General features: G+C 72.7%; 15 protein-coding genes. 12 read left to right on the forward strand and 3 right to left on the reverse strand.

The features are described from left to right. The first annotated feature begins 11 nt into the window (after nucleotides 1-11). From ACIQMX_RS29350 to ACIQMX_RS29375, 6 genes are all read left to right on the forward strand, one after another. Nucleotides 12-1151 carry a helix-turn-helix domain-containing protein gene (locus ACIQMX_RS29350; protein ID WP_363067756.1) on the forward strand — a complete coding sequence of 380 codons (1140 nt, stop codon included), beginning with the start codon at nucleotides 12-14 and terminating at the stop codon, nucleotides 1149-1151. A 182-nt stretch (nucleotides 1152-1333) separates the two neighbouring features. Next, the gene (locus ACIQMX_RS29355) at nucleotides 1334-1672 is read left to right on the forward strand and encodes a thioredoxin domain-containing protein (RefSeq protein ID WP_363067754.1); all 339 of its coding nucleotides are present in this window, start codon (nucleotides 1334-1336) and stop codon (nucleotides 1670-1672) included. Nucleotides 1673-1968: 296 nt separating this feature from the next. After that, nucleotides 1969-3006, forward strand: coding sequence for an NAD(P)/FAD-dependent oxidoreductase (locus tag ACIQMX_RS29360; RefSeq protein ID WP_402482811.1), 1038 nt, complete (start codon nucleotides 1969-1971; stop codon nucleotides 3004-3006). Then, nucleotides 3003-3635 carry a class I SAM-dependent methyltransferase gene (locus ACIQMX_RS29365; protein WP_402482562.1) on the forward strand — a complete coding sequence of 211 codons (633 nt, stop codon included), beginning with the start codon at nucleotides 3003-3005 and terminating at the stop codon, nucleotides 3633-3635. The genes ACIQMX_RS29360 and ACIQMX_RS29365 overlap by 4 nt, the downstream gene beginning before the upstream one ends. A gap of 95 nt (nucleotides 3636-3730) precedes the next feature. After that, the gene (locus tag ACIQMX_RS29370) at nucleotides 3731-4597 is read left to right on the forward strand and encodes an MBL fold metallo-hydrolase (RefSeq protein ID WP_402482565.1); all 867 of its coding nucleotides are present in this window, start codon (nucleotides 3731-3733) and stop codon (nucleotides 4595-4597) included. Between the two features lie 158 nt (nucleotides 4598-4755). Continuing rightward, complete coding sequence (locus ACIQMX_RS29375) at nucleotides 4756-5313, forward strand: DinB family protein (RefSeq protein WP_363067746.1); 558 nt, start codon at nucleotides 4756-4758, stop codon at nucleotides 5311-5313. A gap of 197 nt (nucleotides 5314-5510) precedes the next feature. Here the strand turns inward: ACIQMX_RS29375 and ACIQMX_RS29380 are convergent, their stop codons facing one another. After that, complete coding sequence (locus tag ACIQMX_RS29380; RefSeq protein WP_363067744.1) at nucleotides 5511-6128, reverse strand: YceI family protein; 618 nt, start codon at nucleotides 6126-6128, stop codon at nucleotides 5511-5513. Between the two features lie 247 nt (nucleotides 6129-6375). Between ACIQMX_RS29380 and ACIQMX_RS29385 the strand changes: the two genes are divergently transcribed. Further along, the gene (locus ACIQMX_RS29385; RefSeq protein WP_363067742.1) at nucleotides 6376-6897 is read left to right on the forward strand and encodes a hypothetical protein; all 522 of its coding nucleotides are present in this window, start codon (nucleotides 6376-6378) and stop codon (nucleotides 6895-6897) included. 100 nt (nucleotides 6898-6997) lie between these two features. Here the strand turns inward: ACIQMX_RS29385 and ACIQMX_RS29390 are convergent, their stop codons facing one another. After that, a complete protein-coding gene (locus tag ACIQMX_RS29390) occupies nucleotides 6998-7603 on the reverse strand; it encodes a helix-turn-helix transcriptional regulator (RefSeq protein WP_363067740.1) in 606 nt (201 codons plus the stop codon). A gap of 144 nt (nucleotides 7604-7747) precedes the next feature. On the opposite strand from ACIQMX_RS29390, the gene ACIQMX_RS29395 reads away from it, so the two are divergent. After that, nucleotides 7748-8734, forward strand: coding sequence for an alpha/beta fold hydrolase (locus tag ACIQMX_RS29395; RefSeq protein WP_402482570.1), 987 nt, complete (start codon nucleotides 7748-7750; stop codon nucleotides 8732-8734). An 86-nt stretch (nucleotides 8735-8820) separates the two neighbouring features. Here ACIQMX_RS29395 and ACIQMX_RS29400 read toward each other — a convergent pair whose 3' ends face one another. After that, the gene (locus tag ACIQMX_RS29400) at nucleotides 8821-10050 is read right to left on the reverse strand and encodes a glycoside hydrolase family 64 protein (protein ID WP_402482572.1); all 1230 of its coding nucleotides are present in this window, start codon (nucleotides 10048-10050) and stop codon (nucleotides 8821-8823) included. Nucleotides 10051-10397: 347 nt separating this feature from the next. Here ACIQMX_RS29400 and ACIQMX_RS29405 point away from each other — a divergent pair, with 347 nt between their 5' ends. The 4 genes from ACIQMX_RS29405 (at nucleotide 10398) to ACIQMX_RS29420 (ending at nucleotide 20483) form a co-directional block, all read left to right on the forward strand. After that, nucleotides 10398-14270 carry an endo-alpha-N-acetylgalactosaminidase family protein gene (locus ACIQMX_RS29405; RefSeq protein ID WP_402482575.1) on the forward strand — a complete coding sequence of 1291 codons (3873 nt, stop codon included), beginning with the start codon at nucleotides 10398-10400 and terminating at the stop codon, nucleotides 14268-14270. 99 nt (nucleotides 14271-14369) lie between these two features. Next, nucleotides 14370-16703: a polysaccharide lyase 8 family protein gene (locus ACIQMX_RS29410; protein WP_402482578.1), complete on the forward strand. Its 2334-nt coding sequence runs from the start codon at nucleotides 14370-14372 to the stop codon at nucleotides 16701-16703. A gap of 67 nt (nucleotides 16704-16770) precedes the next feature. Then, the gene (locus tag ACIQMX_RS29415; RefSeq protein ID WP_363067732.1) at nucleotides 16771-18189 is read left to right on the forward strand and encodes a serine protease; all 1419 of its coding nucleotides are present in this window, start codon (nucleotides 16771-16773) and stop codon (nucleotides 18187-18189) included. Continuing rightward, a complete protein-coding gene (locus ACIQMX_RS29420) occupies nucleotides 18186-20483 on the forward strand; it encodes a tetratricopeptide repeat protein (RefSeq protein ID WP_363067730.1) in 2298 nt (765 codons plus the stop codon). The genes ACIQMX_RS29415 and ACIQMX_RS29420 overlap by 4 nt, the downstream gene beginning before the upstream one ends. Nucleotides 20484-20492 lie beyond the last annotated feature (9 nt).

Here is a 20492-nt window from a genome sequence, read left to right on the forward strand (position 1 = left end):
GGAACAAAAAAGTGAGCCATGCAATCCAGAGGGCCAGCGAACTGGCCCTGGACGAGAAGACGGTCACCGCACTGCGGGCCGCGCTGAAGACCACCGCCGACGAGATCGTGCAGGCGATCATCGACGAGGTGCCGCCCTATGCCAACGCCCTTTCGGGCCGTATGGGCGGCACCATCCGCCGTGCCGTCCGCACCACCCTGGGGCACTACCTGGACCTCGCGAGCGGGAACGCCACAGGCGGCGACGCCGGTGACGCGGCCTATGAGCTGGGCCGCGGCGAGGTGCGCGACGGCCGTTCGATGGACGCCCTGCTCGGCGCCTACCGCGTCGGCGCCCGCGTGGCCTGGCGATGCCTGGCGGCGGGTGCCGTACCCGCGGGTCTGCCCGCCGCCGAGGTCGCCAAGTTCGCCGAGTTGACCTTCGCCTACATCGACGAGCTCTCCGCCGCGAGCGCCGCGGGCCACGCCGACGAACTGGCCGCCCGGGGCAGGGCCCACGAACGCCACCTGGAACACCTGGCCCGCGACCTCCTCGCCGGCGCGAGCCCGGACGTGCTGGTGGCCGCTGTCCAACGAGCCGGGTGGCAGCCCCCGGACTCGCTGACCGCGGTCCTGCTCCCGGCCGCCCAGGCCCGGCCCGCCTACCGCACGCTCGACCCGAGCACCCTCGTCCTCGACGATCTGCCGGACGCCACCGGTGTGCTGCTCGTCCCGGATGCCGACCGGCCACGTCTCGTGCGGCAGCTGACCGACCGCACCGCCGTGGTCGGCCCGGCCCGGCCATGGACGCGGGCGTCCGCCTCGTACGCGCGAGCCGTACGCGCGCGCTCCCTCTCCTCCGCTATCCGCGACACCGAGGACCACCTGCCCGAGCTGGTGCTGAGCGCCGACGCGGACGCGTTCGCGGACCTGCGGGCCAGGGCCCTCGCCCCGTTGCGAACCTTGCCCGTCGCGACCGCACGGCGGCTGGAGGAGACGTTGCGGGCGTGGCTGCTGCACCAGGGCAGGCGGGACGAGGTGGCGGCGGCGTTGTTCGTCCATCCCCAGACGGTCCGGTACCGGATGTCGCAGCTGCGGGATCTGTTTCCGGATCTGGCATCGCCGCACCGGGTCCTCGAACTGACGCTGGCGGTCGGTCTGCGGGGCGACTGACGCGTGCGTCGACCGTCCACGGACACGACCGCGCCGGCGCCCGGACCTGGCTCCGGGAGACCCGTCGGGGCGTTGTCCCGGAACGAGCGGACCCAAGTGCGCGGCGGGGTGACCGGCCGGTGTGAGGCGCCGCGCCGGGGATGATGGAGATGACATGACGGAACGCAAGGTCAGGAGCTTCCATGGCGCAGCGGGTTCACCGCCCCCGTGAGGACGCGGAGTTCGATTTCATCCTCGGGATGAGCGCGTTTCCGGTCCTCGCCTACTTCACGGGGACATGGCCCAAGGCGATCGAGCCCTGCCGGGTGATGGACCTCGTCGTGGGCGGCATCGCCGACGCGTACGCGGGCCGCCTGACGACCGTCCGCGCCGACATCACGCGTTGTCCGGCCGCGACCGAGCGGTACGGGATCACCGGAGCCCCGTCCTGCGTCCTGCTGAAGGAGGGAGAGGCGGTGGCGCAGGGCACGGGGCCCATGACCACGGCCGAGGTACGGGAGTTCCTGGACGGCCACCTCTGAGCGTGCGCATGCCTGTTCCCGTGTCCGCCTCTTCCGGGAGCACGTTGACGGCGGGCTCCGCGTCGAGGCGCACGACGGCGCGATGGCGAGGCGGCGGGCGCGAACCGGCCCTCGCCCGACGCGGGCGGCGGGCGGGGCCTGTTGCCGGTGTCGGCGATCGCCGGTGCCCGGGGGTGGGGGAGCGGAGTCCGGGCAGGGCCGTCCGGCGCGGGTTTGCTACTCCGGCAAGGATCTTTGCCGAATGTGAGCCGGGCGTCCACCATCTCCCGTAGATGGAGGTGTTTCGCATGAGCGACATGACGACGCAGACGTACGACGTGGTGGTGATCGGTGGCGGGGCCGCCGGCCTGAGCGGGGCGCTGGCCCTGGGGCGGGCCCGGCGTTCCGTGCTGGTGATCGACGCGGGCAGCCCGCGCAACGCCCCCGCGTCCCATGTGCACAACTACCTGGGCCGCGAGTCCACCCCGCCCTCGGAACTCATGGCCATCGGCCGCAAGGAAGTGGCCGAGTACGGGGTCGAGGTCGTCGAAGGCGAGGTCACCTCGGCCGAGCGGCTGCCGGGCGGGGCCGGATTCCGGGTCGTGCGCGCGGACGGGGCAGCCGTCCGGGCGCGCAGGCTGCTCGTCACGACCGGGCTGGTGGACGAGCTGCCGCCGGTCCCGGGGCTGGCCGAGCGCTGGGGCAAGGACGTGCTGCACTGCCCGTACTGCCACGGCTGGGAAGCCCGTGACACGGCGATCGGCGTGGTGGCGCTGACCCCGATGGCCGTTCACCAGGCCCTGCTCTGGCGGCAGTGGAGCGCGGACGTCACGCTCTTCCTCCACGACGGCCCGGAGCCGAGCGACGACGAGTACGAGCAGCTTGCCGCGCGCAACATCGCCGTGGTGGACGGCGAGGTGACCGGTCTGGAGGCGGCCGGTGACCGTCTCACCGGGGTACGGCTGGCCGGCGGACGGGTCGTGCCGCGCGATCACGTCGTCGTCCAGCCCCGGTTCACCGCGCGCTCCGGAGTGCTCGACGGGCTCGGGCTGCGCGCCACTCCCATGGAGATGGGCGGGCACACCCTCGGCACGTACATCGCGGCCGACCCGGCCGGGGCCACGGAGGTGCCCGGAGTGTGGGTGGCCGGTAACGTCGCCAGCCTGATGGACCAGGTCATCACAGCCGCCGCCGCAGGGCTGAAGGCCGGCGGGGCCATCAACGCGGACCTCGTCGCCGACGACACCCGCCGCGCGGTCGGGGCCCGCCGCGCACCCTTCTCGGCCGAGGCCGAGCGCCAGGTCTGCGAGAAGGCCCTCGGAAACCGTCGCCACGGACTGCAGGAGACACGATGACCACGGACAACACCGCTTCGTCCGACGCCGAACTCTGGGACGAGCGCTACCGGGAGAGCCACCGCATCTGGAGCGGCAACCCCAATACCGCGCTCGTCCGCGAGGTCGAGGGCCTGGCGCCGGGGCGCGCCCTGGACCTCGGGTGCGGAGAGGGCGCCGACGCGGTGTGGCTCGCACGCCGGGGCTGGCGGGTCACCGCGACCGACATCTCCCGCGTCGCGCTGGGCCGGGCCGCCGAGCACGCGGCGGACGCGGACATCGCCGACCGCATCGACTGGCAGTTCCACGACCTCGGGGTCTCGTTCCCCGAGGGCGAGTTCGACCTGGTCTCCGCCCAGTTCCTGCACTCCATGGGCGACCTGCCGCGCGAGCGGATCCTGCGCCGTGCCGCCGCCGCGGTCGCCCCCGGCGGCGTGCTCCTGATCGTCGGCCACGCCGGCTTCCCGGCCTGGGAACACGACCACGCGGACATGGAGCTGCCCACCACGGACGAGGTGCTCGCCTCGCTCGAACTTCCCGACGGGGAATGGGAGGTACTGGTCAGCGCGGAGCACGAGCGCGTCCAGAACGACCCGGACGGGAACCCGACGACCCGTACGGACAACGCGCTGAAGGTCCGGCGGCTCTGACGGCGGAAACGGTCCGGCGGGGAGCGTGACCCCCCGGAACCCGTCGTTTCCGAAAGGCCGCCGGGAGTGGATCCGGGCATGACAGGATCGCGGTCATGCCCCTCAGCGTTCCGCGCCTTCGGATCGGCTCGACCGAGATCATCGCCCTCGCCGACGGCGAGGGCCCGTTCTTCGCTCCGCGCGCCGAGGCCTTTCCCGGGGCCACAGCCGCCCAGTGGGCCGAGGCCGACCGCTACGACCCGGACGCGGTCGACGCCGAGGGCCGCTGGCGGCTGAGGTTTCGCGCATTCGCGATCCGCGGCGACCAGGGCGTCACCGTCGTGGACGCGGGGATCGGCCCGGCGGACAGCCCGGCCGCCTCGTGGGCACCCGTGCCCGGCGTGCTCCCCGAGTCGCTCGCCGCCGCGGGCATCGACCCGGCCGAGGTCGACACCGTGGTGCTCACGCATCTGCATACGGATCACGTCGGGTGGGCGGTCGTCACGGAGGCGGCCGTCCCCTCGGCAGGAGGTACGGCGGGCGGCGCACCTCCGCCCGGGAGCGCTGCCGCGCGCCGCCCTTATTTCCCGAACGCCGAATACCTGCTCCAGCGGGCCGAGTTCGACGCCATCGACGCGCTCAACCCGCAGCTGCGTGAGGCCCTCACCGACCCTCTCGCGGCGGCCGGCCGGCTCCGGCTCCTCGACGGGGACACGCCACTGCGCGCCGGGCGCGCCGTCGCCACACCCGGCCACACGCCCGGGCACCAGAGCGTGCTGGTCGCCGACGGGCCCGAGCTGGCGCTCATCACCGGCGACCTCCTGGTGCACGCGCTCCAACTGCTCCACCCCGAACTCGCGTACGCGCACGAGATCGACCCGGAGACGGCCAGGTCGTCCAGGGAACGCATGCTCAGCCGCGGGACCGCCACCACGCTGCACGTGGCGACGCCGCATCTGACGGAGCCGTTCCTCCCGGTGTGATCGCGGGCCGCCCGGCGCCCGGCAGCCGCGGTCGGGCCCCGCGCGGACACGTGCCGCGCACGGCCTGCGGGCGCGCGCCGATCAGGTCAGGAGCTGACCTATAGGGCTCCTAACGTGTCTCTCGACGGCGGAACAGGGACACACAGAAGGCAGGGATCATGACTGTCAGCGAGATGACCATCAGCAAGGCGACCGATGCCCCGGCCCCGACCGGCGAGCGCGCCGATCTGCTGGAGATGCTGGCCAACCACCGGCACTTCCTCCGCTTCACCACCCGTGACCTCACCGACGAGCAGGCCGGGCTGCGCACCACGGTGAGCGAGCTGTGTCTGGGCGGTCTCATCAAGCACGTCACCGGCGCCGAGCGGAGCTGGGCGCGCTTCATCGTGGACGGCCCGTCGGTCATGCCGGACTTCACGGCCATGACCGAGGCCGACTGGGCGCAGCGGGCCGACGAGATGCGGATGCTGCCGGGCGAGACGCTGGCCGGTGTGCTGGAGGAGTACGCGGAGGTGGCCCGGCAGACCGACGAGCTGATCGCCGCCCTGCCCGATCTGGGCGCCACCCAGCCGTTGCCCAAGGCCCCGTGGTTCGAGGGCGACGTGCGGTGGTCGGCGCGCCGGGTGCTCATGCACATCATGGCCGAGACCGCTCAGCACGCCGGTCACGCCGACATCATCCGGGAGTCGATCGACGGCGCCAAGAGCATGGGCTGACCTGGTGACCCCGACGGGGCATCCGGCGACCGCCCGGCGGTTCGGGCGGTACGACCGTCCGGCAACCGAGCGTCGGCCGTCGTACGGCGGTTGCCGACGTCTTCGGCAGCCGCCGCCGCGCACACGCCGAGCGCCCGCCGTCCTCCCCGGGAAGGGGCGGAAGGCGGGCGCGCTCGGTACGGGGTGTCCCCGGGAGGTCAGGCCTGCGGGGCCGCGGCCTTGATCGCGGAGATGTCGAAGTTCAGCTTGACCTTGTCGCTGACCATCACGCCGCCGGTCTCCAGCGCCGCGTTCCACGTCAGGCCCCAGTCGGAGCGCAGGATGTCCGCGCTGCCCTCGAAGCCGACGCGCTCGTTGCCGTACACGTCCGTCGCGGAGCCGTTGAACTCCAGGTCGATGGCGAGCGGGCGGGTGACGTCCTTGATGGTGAGGTCGCCGGTGACGCGGTACTTGTCGCCGCCCAGCTGCTCGGCGGCCGTCGAGCGGAACGTCATGAGGGGGAACTTCTCGGCGTCGAAGAAGTCGCCGCTGACCAGGTGGCCGTCACGGTCGGCGATGCCGGTGTCCACGCTGGCGATCTTGACGTCGATCGTCGCGGCGGAGTTGGCCGGGTCGCTGCCGTCCAGCTTCAGGCTGCCCTCGTGCTCACCGAAGGAGCCGCGCACGTTGGTGACCATCGCGTGACGGACGGTGAAACCGATGCTGCTGTGGGCCGGGTCGATCGCGTAGTCGCCGGTGAGGGCGGCCAGGGCCGGGTCGACGGCGACGGTGGTGGCGGCGGGGGCGTCGTTGTTCTTGCGGTTGAACAGAGCCATGGCTCCTCCTCGGGGACGTGATCGAGCGGGGCTCGAGTTGTTGTTTAACCTTCAACGAGATTCACTGTAGACCCATCTTGTTCAAAGTTCAACATCCGCGACCCGGACTGTTACGGGAGGCGGTGGCGGTGCGGGTTCGGGGCGCGGTGTATTCACGTGACCGTCACCGACGGCCCTCTGGCGGACGCGCGTAGAACTCGGGCAATATCCTTCCTGCCCCATTGTCATGCACAGGAGGAGTCTCCCCATGGTGTCCCGTATGACGCTGCGCCCCGTCCTGACCGCCCTCGCCCTCGTGCTCGGCGTCCTCTTCGCCCCCGGAATCGGTGTCGTCGCCGGCACGACGGACGCCTACGCCGTCACCAAGCTCACCCACAGCCAGGCGACCGCCAGATTCAGCTCGTCCGGCGTCACCTGGTCGTCCTCCGGCGGCTGCTCCAACCGCAACGTCTCCACCTGCACGTCGTTCGACCAGCTCAATCTGGCGACCGCCCAGGGTGCCCAGACCCTCAAGAGCGCCACGGGCTGCGCACTCAACATCACCGGTGGCACCGAGACCGGGCACGCGAGCGGCACGTACTCGCACTGGAACGGCTACAAGCTCGACTTCGGAAAGACCACCTGTCTCACCAACTACGTGCACGGCGTGTTCAGTTACATCGGTGTGCGCGGTGACGGCGCGCCCCAGTACAAGTCCGGCTCCGGCAACGTCTACGCGGACGAGGGCAACCACTGGGACGTCACGTACTACAACTGCGGCGGCTGCTGACCCGCGCCGCACGGTTCGTGGCCCGGAGCCGCGGGGGCGCCGGAAGGCTCCCGCGGCTCCGGCCGGGAGCCCGGCGGGCTCCCGGCCCTCGGGCCGCGGGCTACCGGGCTCCGCGGCCCGGGGCCGGCGGGGTGCGCTGCCGCAGGCGCTCGCCCTGCGGCCCGAACATGACCAGGTATTCGACCGGCCCGCCGGATCCGGCGTTGGCGACCCCGTGAGCGGTGCGGGTGTCGAACTCGGCGACCTCTCCGGCGGCCAGGATCAGGTCCTGCTCGCCGAGTGCGAGCCAGAGCCGCCCGTACAGGACGCACAGCCATTCGTATCCGTCGTGGGAGATCTGCCGCGGCCGCTCCGACGGCTCCTCGACGGGCGGCAGGACGTGCTTGTGCGCGTGCAGGCCCCCGACGTACGGGGTCAGCGGTAGCACCGCCTTGTCGTCGCCGAGGCGCTGCGACGCGGTGACGCGGGGCCCGGGCCCGGGGGAGAGGCCTGCCAGCTCGTCCAGTGGGACGCCGTACTCCTTCGCCAGCCGCAGCAGCACCTCCAGGGTGGGCCTGCGCCGGCCGGTCTCGATGCGCGACAGCGTGCTGAGGGAGATGCCGGTCGCGCGGCCGACGCCGGTGAGCGTGGCGCCCCGGTGTTCGCGCGCGGCCCGCAGCCGGGGGCCCATGGCCGCCATCGCGGCAGCCGTCCCGTCGTCCGCCATTTCCGTCCGGCCTCCTCCGGTCGCGCCGATCCCATGCCTCTCGTCTGCAAGTTTGCCAGCGCGGCAAGGCTGCTCGCCTCCGAGGGCCGCGCCGCCGCATGATCGACGGGTAGCCGCGTCCGACCGTGAACCGAGGAGAGACCCATGCCGTCCGAGCTGTCCGCAGGCCTTCGCCACCGCGTCGTCGAGGCCCCGGCCGGGCGCCTTCACCTGGTCGAGCAGGGGACCGGCCCGCTGGTCCTGCTCGTTCACGGTTTCCCCGAGTCCTGGTACTCCTGGCGGCGCCAGCTCCCGGCCCTCGCCGCCGCCGGGTACCGGGCGGCGGCGATCGACGTGCGCGGCTACGGCCGCTCCTCCGGGCCGGCCGCGGTCGACGCCTACCGGATGCTCGACCTGGTGGCGGACAACGTCGCCGTCGTGCGCGCCCTCGGGGAGGAGAGCGCGGTGGTCGTCGGCCACGACTGGGGCTCCAACATCGCGGCCGCCTCCGCCCTGCTCCACCCGGAGGTCTTCCGCGCCGTCGCCCTGCTGAGCGTCCCCTACGCACCGCGCGGCGGCCCCCGCCCCACCGAGGTCTTCGGCGGGATCGGCGGACCCGAGCAGGAGTTCTACGTCTCCCGCTTCCAGGAGCCCGGCCGCGCGGAGGCGGAGATGGAACCCGATGTCCGGGGCTGGCTCGCGGGCTTCTACGCGGCCCTGTCCGCCGACACCATGCCCGCGGCGGGCGAGCCCGATCCGCATTTCGTGGCCCGCGACGGCGGCCGTCTTCGGGACCGCTTCCCGGCCGGCGTGCTGCCCGCATGGCTGAGCGAGGACGATCTCGACTTCTACGCCGGGGAGTTCGAGCGCACCGGAATGACCGGGGCCCTCAACCGCTACCGGAACATGGACCGTGACTGGGAGGACCTCGCCCGGTTCGACGGGGCCCCGGTCACGCAGCCGTCCCTCTTCATCGGCGGTGCGCTGGACGCCTCCACGACGTGGATGGCCGATGCCATCGACGCCTTTCCCGCGACGCTCCCGGCTCTGACCGCCTCCCACCTGCTGGACGGCTGCGGCCACTGGATCCAGCAGGAGCGCCCCGACGAGGTCAACCGCCTGCTGACCGCCTGGCTCGGGCAGCTCCCGTGACGGACCGGACCGTACCCGGGGAACGCGCCCCGCGCCCCCGTCCGCCGGGCCGGCTGCGGAGGACGGGGGCGCGGACCGGGGCGGACTCAGGACCCCACGGTCACCGTGAAGCGCCTCGGGTTGCCGTCATTCGCGGCGCCCGAGACATCGGGCTCGCCGTCGGGGCGTACGTCGTCGTACGGGAAGGCGTAGCCGATCGGGCTGTTGGCGTGGACGATGCGCGACCAGTGGTTGGTCACCGCGCCCTGGTAGTAGTCCGCCACCGAAGTGCCGTTCGGCTGGTCCGGGTGGCTGAGCATGATCGACCGGTTGAAGCCGGCCGCGAGCCGGGCCAGCAGGCCCTTCTTGTCGTCGGAGTCGCCCGGATTGTTGGTGAACGGCCCGTGGTTGCAGGTGAAGATGTCCTTGGAGACGGGCTTGGTGAAGGTGTGACCGCCGTTGAACGTCAGGGTGTCGCCGCTGACCCGCCCGGTGAAGACGCCGCGTCCGCCCTGGAGGTCGATCCGCAGATCGGTCGAGCGGTACTTCTCCCAGACCTCGTCGATCTGCGCGGTGAACAGGTCGCGGAACGGCATCTGGTCCGGCCGGTCGAAGAACGGGGCCATCAGGTTCTGCGGCGAGATGACCCGCAGCACGCTGCCGTCCGAGCCCCGCGTCACCAGCTGGTCCCACGGCTGGCCGTCGGCGGCGGCCTGCGCGGTGAGGCCGTCGGCGATCTTCTGTACGGCACCGTCGGGGAGCGGGGCCACCGTATGGGTGGCGTCGCCCTCCAGCCTCAGGCCGATGGGCAGCGCCGTCACCAGGTCGACGTAGCTGATGTTCGCGTACAGCTGCTGCGGGTTGAACGTGAACTCGCAGAACGACCAGGTGCGCCCGTAGTTCGCGTCCGTGGACGTGGCGAAGGCCGGCTCGACCAGGGCGGGGCCGGGGTTGAGGTAGAAGTCCAGGGTGTCGTCCCGGACGAAGTAGACCCGGGCGCCGTACATCTGAGGCAGTGTCAGGACGACCGGGGCGCCGCCCGCCGCGTTCAGCGGGATGGCGCAGTCGACCGGGAGCGGGGTCTGCGGCGCGGCGGGGGAGTCGGGGCGGTAGACGCTGCCGTCCGGCCGCAGCAGCACCCAGCGGTCGGTGCCCTGCTCGTGGCCGGTGACGTAGGCGTTCACCCGGCCGGGCAGCGAGCGGTTCTCCAGGGCCAGTTCGCAGGTCGCGGCGGACGCCGACGCGTGCGGGCTCAGCGCGCTTCCCCAGAGGGGATAGGTGAGCGCGGTCGCGGAGGCGGCGACGCCGCCGGAGAGGAACATTCTGCGCGAAATCATGGGGCGGCTCCGGGTCTGTGGGGGGCCGCGGACGGGGTGGTCGTGAGGGAAGACGGAACGGGGGCGTCCGCGGTGCGCACCACTCTCGCGACGGCCGGGACGGGCGTCAAGACTTGCGACTGAGAGCGCTCTCAAAAGAAGGAAGTCTTCACAACTCGACGCAGGTGGCCGGTATTTGGCGGGGCAGCGATGAAATCGGCGCGTTGCCGTGATCAGGAACTGAACACGGCGGGCGCCATGACCTGCGCACACGGACTTGGACTTACGCGGCACGGTTGTTGGACTGGAGAGGCCCTCGGGGCCGTACGTCGTTGACGGTGTCACGACACGACGACTACGCAGAGCACATGTCGCCAAGATTTACTTCGGTGGGCGCCGCAGCCGCCGCCACAGCAGCCGTCCTGGCTCTGGCCGGGACCGCCCTACCCGCCTCAGCCGCCGCCCCCGCCTCCGCCGCGGCCGAATCCGCCGTCCCGGCCGACGCGCCCGTCATCGGATCGGCGCAGCTCGCCGTCGCCGTAGCAGACGACTTCCCGCGCGTCCTCTCGTACACCGACCGCGCCACCGGGGCCGCACTGTCCGGCAGCACCCGGCCGGTCACCGCCGTCACCCTCAATGGCACCGCCCACCCGGTGCAGCTCAAGGGCGCCCCCGAGATCACCGCGTCGGCCGCCCGCTACACGCTGGTCTTCGCCGGTCTGCCCGGTGTCGAGATCGACGCCTCGCTCTCCGTCTCCGGACGGACCACCACCTTCAAGGTGACCGCGGTCCGCGACACCGAGGCGTTCCGGGTCGGCACGATCGACATCCCCGGCCACGACCTCGTCTCCGTCGCGAGCACCGACACCGGGGCCGCGACCGCCTTCACGAAGCTCGACCCCGACTCGACGAGGACCGCCGACGTCTTCGCCAAGGTCACCGACGCCACGAAGGCCGACGCGGCACCGGTCGGCGGCACCTACGCGATTCTCAACACCGGATCGCTCGCGGCCGCCGTGGAGTCCAACTCCTCGTACGACAAGCCGTCCGGCGCCACCGGCGGCGACGACGCCCGCTTCTGGCACCAGGCCCGCAAGGCGGACGACGGCTCCACCCGGGTCGGCGTCTGGTCCGGCCAGTGGACCTACCGCGGCGACGGCGCGCCGAAGCCGGAAAGCGGCGACAACCTGCCCTGGGCGAAGGTCGTCGTCACGCCCGACGCCAACGGCGACGGAACCGTCGACTGGCAGGACGGCGCCGTCGCCTTCCGTTCCATCGGCGTCGTCGCCCCGGGAAGCAAGGACACCGCGGACCGCGTCGTCACCCACATCCCGTTCAACTTCGCCAGCCAGGCCACCCACCCCTTCCTGCGCACGCTCGACGACGTCAAGCGAATCTCCCTGTCCACGGACGGCCTCGGCCAGCTCGCGCTCCTCAAGGGATACGCCTCCGAGGGCCACGACTCCGCCCACCCCGACTACGGCGGCAACTACAACAAGCGCGCCGGCGGTCTCAAGGACCTCAACGAGCTCCTGAAGGACGGCAGGAAGTGGGGCGCCACCTTCGGCGTCCACGTCAACGCCACCGAGGCGTACCCGGAGGCGAAGGCCTTCGATGAGAACCTCGTCGACAAGACGAAGCCCGGCTGGAACTGGCTCAACCAGAGCTACTACATCGACCAGCGCCGCGACATCAACAGCGGTGACCTGGCCAAGCGCTTCCAGCAGTTGCGGGACGAGACGAACAGCAACCTCAGCATGCTGTACATCGACGTCTACTACACGCACGGCTGGATCGCCGACAAGACCCTCCAGTCCCTCCAGAAGCAGGGCTGGAACGTCTCCAGCGAATGGGCCGACAAGTTCGAGCGCGGCTCGCTCTGGTCGCACTGGGCCAACGACCTCGACTACGGCGGCGCCACCAACAAGGGCCTCAACTCGAAGATCATCCGGTTCATCCGCAACGGCGAGAAGGACGTCTGGAACAACGACCCGGTGCTCGGCCAGAGCGCCATCGACGAGTTCGAGGGCTGGACGGGCGAGACCGACTGGAACTCCTTCTACGACAACATCTGGCAGCGCAACCTGCCCGCGAAGTACCTCCAGCAGCAGAAGATCACCCGCTGGGACGGCAACGACATCACCTTCACCGGCGGCGTGAGCGGCACGGTCGAGGACGGCGAGCGGACCTTCTACGACCACGGCCGCAAGGTGCTCAGCGGCACCGGCTACCTGCTCCCGTGGGACGGCGGCAAGAAGCTGTACCACTACAGCGAGTCCGGCGGTACGAGCACCTGGGACGTTCCCTCCAAGGGCTCGTACACGGTCTACGAGCTGACCGACAACGGCCGGGTGAAGACCGGCACGGTCCGTCCCGTCGGCGGGAGGATCACGCTGAAGGCGAAGGCCGGGCAGCCGTACGTCCTCTACCCGGACAAGGCGCCGAAGGCCGCCGACGCCCAGTGGGGCGAGGGCACCCTGGTCGACGACCCCGGCTTCAACGACAACAGGCTGAGCGACTGGTCGAGGACCGGCACCACCGCCCGCGACACGGACGGCCAGGGCCGCAACAGTGCCAAGCTCTCCGGCACCGGCACGGCCGCGCTCACCCAGACCATCGGCGGACTGAAGCCCGGTACGCGCTACACCGCGTCCGCCCTCATCGAGGTCCAGCCCGGGAAGACCCGGCACACCACCCTGTCGGCCGGCGGGAAGTCCGTCGCCGTGGACCGCTCCACCGCCAAGGACTACGTCGCCGCGTCCGACTGGCACGGCACGTACTTCCAGCGCGCCAAGGTGAACTTCACCGCCCCGGCGAACGGGCGCACCACCCTGCGCATCGAGGCAGCGGGCGGCAGCGCGGCGACCGTCCGCGCCGATGACGTACGCATCGTCGCCAACGCCCCGGCCACGAAGGCGGACACCGTCGTCCACGAGGACTTCGAGGACGTCGACCAGGGCTGGGGCCCCTTCCTCAAGGGCGACGCGGGCGGCTCCACCGACCCCCGCACCAGCGTCTCCCAGCTGCACGCCCCGTACACCCAGGCCGGCTGGAACGGGAAGCTGATCGACGACGTGCTCGGCGGCAAGGAGTCGCTCAAGGCCCACGAGGAGAACACCGGACTCGTCTACCGCACCGCGCCCTGGACCGTCCCGATGACCGACGGCCACCGCTACAAGGTCGAGTACGACTACCAGTCCAGCCACGCCGGCGCCTACGAATGGGTCGACGGCTACGACCGGATCACCGCGGACGGCGCACCCGACTCCGTCGAGACCCGGGCCACCGCGATCGGCGCCCAGCACACCACCGGGCACTTCACCGAGACCGTCACGGCGGGCTGTGGCGACACCTGGACCGGTCTGCGCAAGCGCGGCGACGCCCCCGACGGCGCCGACTTCGTCCTCGACTCCTTCACCGTGACCGACCTGGGCGCGGCCCCCGCCGGTGAGCAGGCCGCCTGCGGCACGCTCAGCCTCGACCCGGCAGCCGAGACCCTGGAGCCGGGCACGGCCAACACCGTGAAGGCGAGCTTCACCAACTACGAGGCCACCGCGGCCACCGCGGTCTCGGTCGGCCTCACGCTTCCCGAGGGCTGGCAGGCCGAGCCCGCCGGAGCCGTCACCTTCGACTCCGTCGCGGCCGGCACGAAGGTCACCGCGAGCTGGCAGGTCACCCCGCCGGTGGACGCCGAGTACCGGACGTACCCGCTGAGTTCCGAGGCCGCCTACACGGTCGGCGGTGCACGGCGGACGCTCGGTGCGCAGACCTCGGTGCGGACCCTGCCGCCGCCGCCCACCACGGACAGCTGGGCCAGCGACCTGGACTGGACCGCCACCCAGAACGGCTGGGGACCGGTCGAGCGCGACCTCTCCAACGGCGAGACCGGCACCGGCGACGGCACCGCGCTGACCATCGGCTCCACGGTGTACGAGAAGGGCCTCGGCAGCCACGCACCGGCGAGCATCCGCTACTACCTGGGCGGCAGGTGCACCTCCTTCACCGCCGAGGTGGGCGTGGACGACGTGCAGAAGAGCGCCGGAAGCGTGCAGTTCTCCGTGACGGCGGACGGCACCGAGAAGGTGAAGTCGCCGGTCCTCAGGGCCGCCGACACCGCCTGGTCGCTGACGGCGGACGTCACCGGCGCCAAGTACGTCGAGCTGATCGCCGGTGACGGCGGCGACGGCAACGGCAACGACCACGCCGACTGGGGCAACGCCCGCTTCCACTGCGGAAGCTGAACCCCGCTCCACCGGGAAGGGCGGGGCCTCTGGCGGCCCCGCCCTTCCGCGCACCATCCTTTGCAGGCCCCCCACCACGCGCCCACCGGAGGTAGCCCCGTGTCGCTCCTGCCAGCCTGGTCCCGCCGCACCTTCCTCGCCACCGGCAGCGCCACCGCACTCGGCCTGGCGCTCGCCCCGACGGCCCGCGCGGCGCAGGACGAGTTCGAGACGCTCCGGCTGCGCTGGAACGACCTCTCGCTCGGCACCGGCTACGACCCCGCCACCGAGCCCTACGCAGCCAAACTGGCCGAGACCGGCGCACTCGCCGCGGAGTTCCGCGCCACGATGGCGCCCGCCGCCGGCTCCCTCTGGGCCGGGCACACCTTCGACCCGCCGTCCGGCATCACCTGGAGCTACGGCCGGCTGTGGACGATGACCCAGGCGTACGCCCAGCAGGGCACCGGCCACACCGGCGACGAGGGCCTCCTCGCCGACGTCCTCCGCGGCCTCGACCACCTCTCCGCGACGGTCTACAACCCGTCCACGGCCCGGTACGGGAACTGGTGGGAGTGGCAGATCGGCAGCCCCCGCCTGCTCATGGACATCGTCGCCGTCCTGCGCCCCCACCTCGGCGAGGAGCGCGTCGCGGCCGCCTGCGCCGCCGTCGACCACTTCATCCCCGACTCCATGCTCACCGACTACAGCGGCACCTCGACCGGCGCCAACCGGGTCGACCTGTGCCGCTCCGTGGCCCTGCGCGGCATCCTCGGCCGCGACGCCGCGAAGACCGCGCTCGCGCGCGACGCCCTGTCGCCCGTCTTCCCGTACGTGACGAAGGGCGACGGCCTCTACGCCGACGGCTCGTTCGTCCAGCACACCTGGGTCGCCTACTCGGGCACGTACGGCCAGGTCATGCTCGACGGCCTCGGCCGGCTCTTCGCCCTCCTGGCCGGATCCACCTGGGCGGTCACCGACCCGGGCCGCCAGATCATCCTCGACAGCGTCGAACACGCCTACGCCCCGCTCATCCACGACGGCCTGATGATGGACAGCGTCAACGGCCGCGCCATCAGCCGGGGTCTCCTCAAGAGCGACGAGCTCCGCATCATGCGCAGCGACCACTTCCATGGCCAGGGGCTGATCGCCGCCGTCGCGCTGCTCGCGGGCGGTGCCTCCGCCGCCGAACGCGACCGGTGGAACGGCATGGTGAAGGGCTGGATCGAACGGGACACCGTCAGCCCGGTCCTCGCCGCCCCGCAGTTCGGCGTCGCCGACCTGTCCCGGCTCCAGGCGGCGGCCGAAGCGCCCGTCCCGGCCGCTCCCGAACCCGTCGGCCACACCCTGTTCGCCGCGATGGACCGGGCCGTGCACCGCCGCCCCGGCTGGGTCGCCAACCTCTCCATGTCCTCGGAGCGGATCAGCGCCTACGAGTGCGGCAACGGCGAGAACCCGCGCGGCTGGCACACCGGGGCCGGAATGCTCTACTGGTGGCAGGGACCGGACGGCGGCGGCCAGTACACCGACTGGTTCTGGCCCACCGTCGACTGGTACCGGCTGCCCGGCACCACCGTCTCCACCAAGCGCCTGGCCGACCGGGCCGGCGGCGAATGGGGCGAGCCGAAGCCCGCCGTGCAGTGGGTCGGCGGCGCCCACGACGGCGAGTTCGCGGCGGTCGGCCAGCATGTGAAGGGCCTCGGCTCCACTCTGGAGGCCCGCAAGTCCTGGTTCTGCGCGGCGGACGCGGTCATCTGCCTCGGCGCGGGCATCACCGCCGCCGACGGGGTGCCCGTCGAGACGGTCGTCGACAACCGCAACCTGGGCCCGGACGGCGCACAGCCGTTCACCGTGGAGGACCGCGCACGCCCCCGCTGGGCCCATCTGGAGGGCCACGGCGGCTGGGTGCTGCCCGGCGGCGCCGCCCTGCGCACCCTGCGCGAGGCCAGGACCGGCGCATGGTCCGACATCAACACGACCAGCTCCACCGAGCAGCAGACCCGCCACTGGCAGACCCTCTGGCTCGACCACGGCACCGACCCCGCCGATGCCACGTACCTCTACCTCCTGATGCCCGGCGCCTCCCGGCGCACCGTCGCCGCCCGCGCCGCCGACCGGCACTGGCTGACCGTGCTCGCCAACACGGCCGCCGTGCAGGGCGTCGCCGTGCGCTCGCTCGGGCTGACCGCCGCCAACTTCTGGCAGCCGGGTGCGGCCGGAGCCCTCTCCTCGACCGGGCCGGCCAGTGTCCTCGTCCGTGAGGGCCGGCGCACGACGGCCGTCCGCATCAGCGGGCCCGACCGGAGCGGCGCCCCGTTCGACGTGGTCTGGGACCGGCCGGTGCGCGAGGTCGTCTCGGCGGACCCGGGCATCGAGGTCCGCGCCACCGGCCGGCGGCTCGTGCTGGGCGTGGACCCGGGAACGGCGGGGGCCACCCTGCGGTGCGACGTCCGGTAACCCGTTGGGGCCCGAGTGTGCGCGGAGTCTGGGAACGACGGCCGGTGCACGCGTACGCTCGGGCGGTATGGGGGAGTTGAGAGCGGACTGGCGGCTCCGGTTACGCCGCGGCGGAGCGGACGGACCGGTGTGCGGGGCCGGTGTGCTCCTCACCCAGGACCGGATGCTGACCTGCGCCCACGTCGTCGGTGAGGCGGACGCCCGGATGTGGGTGGAGTTCGCCGAGAGCCCCGGGATCCCGCCGGTCGGCGCCCGGGTCGCCCCGGACGGCTGGCTGCCCGGCCCCGACGGGGCCGCGGGCGAGGACATCGCCGTGCTCGCCCTGGACAGCCCGCGCCCGCAGGCGGCGCCCGCACCGCTCGGCAGGCGCCTGGAGCGAGGCCGGGAGGTGTGGATCGGCGGCTACTCCCAGGCCTTCGACGACGGGATGTGGCTGAGCGGCCGGATCAGCGGACTGCACGGCGACTGGGTACAGCTGGACGCCGGGACCAACGCGGAGGTGGTGCGCCCCGGGTTCAGCGGCGCCGCCGTCCAGACCCGGGGCGAGCGGCCGGGGACGGAGGAGGTCGTCGGGCTGGTCGTCAGCTGGCGCGGCGATCTGGAACTGGCGCCGCCCGTCGAGAACGACCTGGCGTTCTCGTACATGATCCCCGTCGACCGCATCGCCTCGCTCGTACCGCTGGTCGCCGAACTGAGCGGGCCGGACGGCTGGGACCGGGGGCTGGAGCGGCGGCTGCGGGACTGGTTCGCGGGCGGCGAGGAACCCGCCGTGCGGTTCGGGGTCGTCGCGCGCGGAACCGGCCGTGACCGCGCCCTCCAGCACCAGCTCCACCGCGCCCACCTCGTCTGCCGGGGCGGCGCCACCCGCCGTGCGGAACTCGTCGAGACCCTGGTCGCGCAGCTGCGACCGCCCCGCTACCAGCGCAACGCCTACCGCGACTGGCTGCTGGAGGGCGGCAGGGCCCCGGACCGTTCGGACGGCGGCCGCCCCGCCGGATCGGGGCCCGTGCTCGCCGTGATCGGGCTGGACGAGGATCCCGACCCGGTCGCGCTGGTCTCGCTCCTCGTACGCGTCAGGACGCTCGGGTTCCGCCTGCTCGTCATCTTCCGCCGCGCCGACGGGGCCGGACTGGCCGAGGTGGCGGGGCAGTTGCTGGTGCCCGCGCTGGAGGAGCGGGCCGAGGTACTGGTGCGCCGGGTCGAGCGCATCGAACGGGAGTGGGCCGGATTGCGGGGCATGGTGGAATCGGCCTCCCTGGTCCCGCGCCCCGCGGTCGACGCGGCGACCCGCCGCCACCGGCTGCGGGAACTGCGACTGCTGGCCGATCCGCAGGACCGGCTGACGGAACTGAAGCAGCTGTTACGGGAGTTACGTGACGACCTCGACCGGTCGAACGGCCCCGGGCAGCCGGATCAGCCGGACCGACCCGCGCAGCCCGGTCTGCCCGGCCCGCGCCCCGGACGCGGACCGGCGGAGCGCCGATGAGGATTCCCTGCCCGCACCGCCGCTTCACCGGCGCCCCCTGCGGCGGGGCCGTCCAGCCGACCGGCTACTGCGACACCTGCGGCCGCGAGGAGAGCGCCCCCGGACTGCCGCCGCTGCCCACCGCCCCCGAGCTGCACGGCCCCGCCGGACTCCTCGAACTCCCGCTGCTGGACCCGGGCAGCCCCGCCGAGCGCCTCGCCGCCGCCGGGCAGCCGGTCCGCATCGTGATGACGTGCTCGGCCGACGCGTGCCGCACCCCGCTCGTCCCGCCGCACACGGCTGCCCCACCGCCGGACGAGGGGTACTGCCCGCAGTGCGGCGCCGCGTACTCCTACCGCCCCGAGCTGACGAAGGACGGGCCACCGCTCCAGGACCAGTACCGCATCCGCGGCCCCATCGCGCACGGTGGCCAGGGCTGGGTCTATCTGGCGGAGGACACCCACCTGGAGGACTTCGTCGCGGTCAAGGGCCTCCTCAACCGGTACGCGGAACGCGGCGCCGCCCAGGCCGGCGAGGAGCGCCGCAGCCTGGTCGCCATCCGGCACGAACGCATCGTCCAGATCCGCGACTTCGTCAGCACCCGCAACGAGGACGGCACCGTGTCGGGCGGCTACATCGTGATGGAGGACGTCGGCGACCGGACCTTGACGGCCGTCATCGAGTCGGCCCGTCAGGGCGCCTTCGTCCTCGACATCGAGCACGTCATCACCTACGGCTGCCAGATCCTGGAGGCCCTCGCCCATCTGCACGGCATGGGCTTCCTGTACGGGGACATGAAACCGTCCAACGTCATCCACCACCTCGACGGGATCAAGGTCATCGACCTCGGCGGCGTCCGCAAGGCGGGGGCCACGGACCCGCCGCCCGTCATCACCCCGTGGTTCGCCGCACCCGAGACGGACGGCACGGGCCCTCTCACCGTCGCCCACGACGTGCACACGGTCGGGGTCACGCTGGCCGAACTCGCCGGCTGGGCCGTCGGCGACGACGTGCCGGGGCTCGGCATCAGCTCGTTCCGGCTGGTCGTGGAACGGGCCACGGCCCACGACCCCGAGCGCAGGTTCGGCTCCGCCGAGGACATGGCGGGCCAGCTGCGCGGAGTGCTGCGCGAGATCCGGGCCCTGCGCGGCAAACGCGACCAGCCCGAACCCTCCGCGTACTTCACCCCGTCCACCGAACTGCTCGGTTCGCGCCTGGGTTCGGTACCCGACTACGCGCACTGGCTCCGCCGCCCGCTGTACGGCCGCCGCGAGACGCCCCGGGCGCCCGTCCTCGACTCCGGGCGGCCCACCCCGACCGAGATCGCCCGCAGACTGCCCGTGCCCCGGCCCTACCCGCAGGACCCGCAGGCCGCACGGTTCGGGGTCAGCAGCTACGACCCGGGACAGCCGCTGACCCAGCCGGACCACGGGGAGCGGTCGGTGGAGATCTGCCTGCACAACGCCCGGCTGCTGCTCGGCCAGGACGGCGACGAGGCCCTGGCGGCGGCCCGGGAGCAGGTCCAGGCCGCCGCCGCCATACCGGGCCCGGGGCCCGTCCGCCAGTGGCGGCTCAGCTGGCACTGGGGCCTCGTCGCGCTGCGCAGCGCCGATGTGCTGGACGACCGGCAGCCGATGCTCGAAGCGGCCCTGGAGCACTTCTCAGCTGTGCACCGGGCCCTGCCGGGCGAGTACGCGGCCAAGCTGGCGCTGGCGTACAGCGCGGAACAGCTCGGCGACGGCCGGCCCGCCGGGGCGGGTCCCTCGGCGTACGAACTCTTCCGGGCCGTGCACGCCCGCAACCCCTCGCACGTCGGCGCGGCCCTGGGTCTGGCCAGGCTCGCTCTGGCGCGCGGCGACCGGGCCGCGGCGACCGAGGTCCTGGATCTGGTGCCGGACGAGTCGCGCGACCACGCCGTCGCCCGGATCGCCGCTCTCCGCATCCGGGCGGCCCGGCTCGCGACGGGGGACCGGCCGCTGCCCGGGGAGGCGGAGATCGACGCCTGTCTGGCCGCCCTCGCCCCGGCTCCGGGCACACCGTCCCCGGTGGTCACGGGCGACGAGGCGGCCTGGCTGCTGCGGACCGAGCTGTACGAGTGGAAGCTCGACGCCGTCCGCGCCGCGGGCCGGGATCCGCGCCCGCGGGCCGGCCTGCTGCGGATCGGGCTGCCGCCCCCGGCGGTTCCCGGGGAGCGGGCGGTACGGGCGGAGCTGGAGCAGTGCTACCGCTGGCTGGCCCGGCAGCGGCAGGGACCGGCCGAGTACGAGCGGCTGATCGACCTCTCCCACGCGGTCCGCCCGCAGACCCGCTTCTGACGGTCGTCG

The sequence above is a fragment of the Streptomyces sp. NPDC091416 genome (assembly GCF_044756845.1).
Classification (GTDB): Bacteria; Actinomycetota; Actinomycetes; order Streptomycetales; family Streptomycetaceae; genus Streptomyces.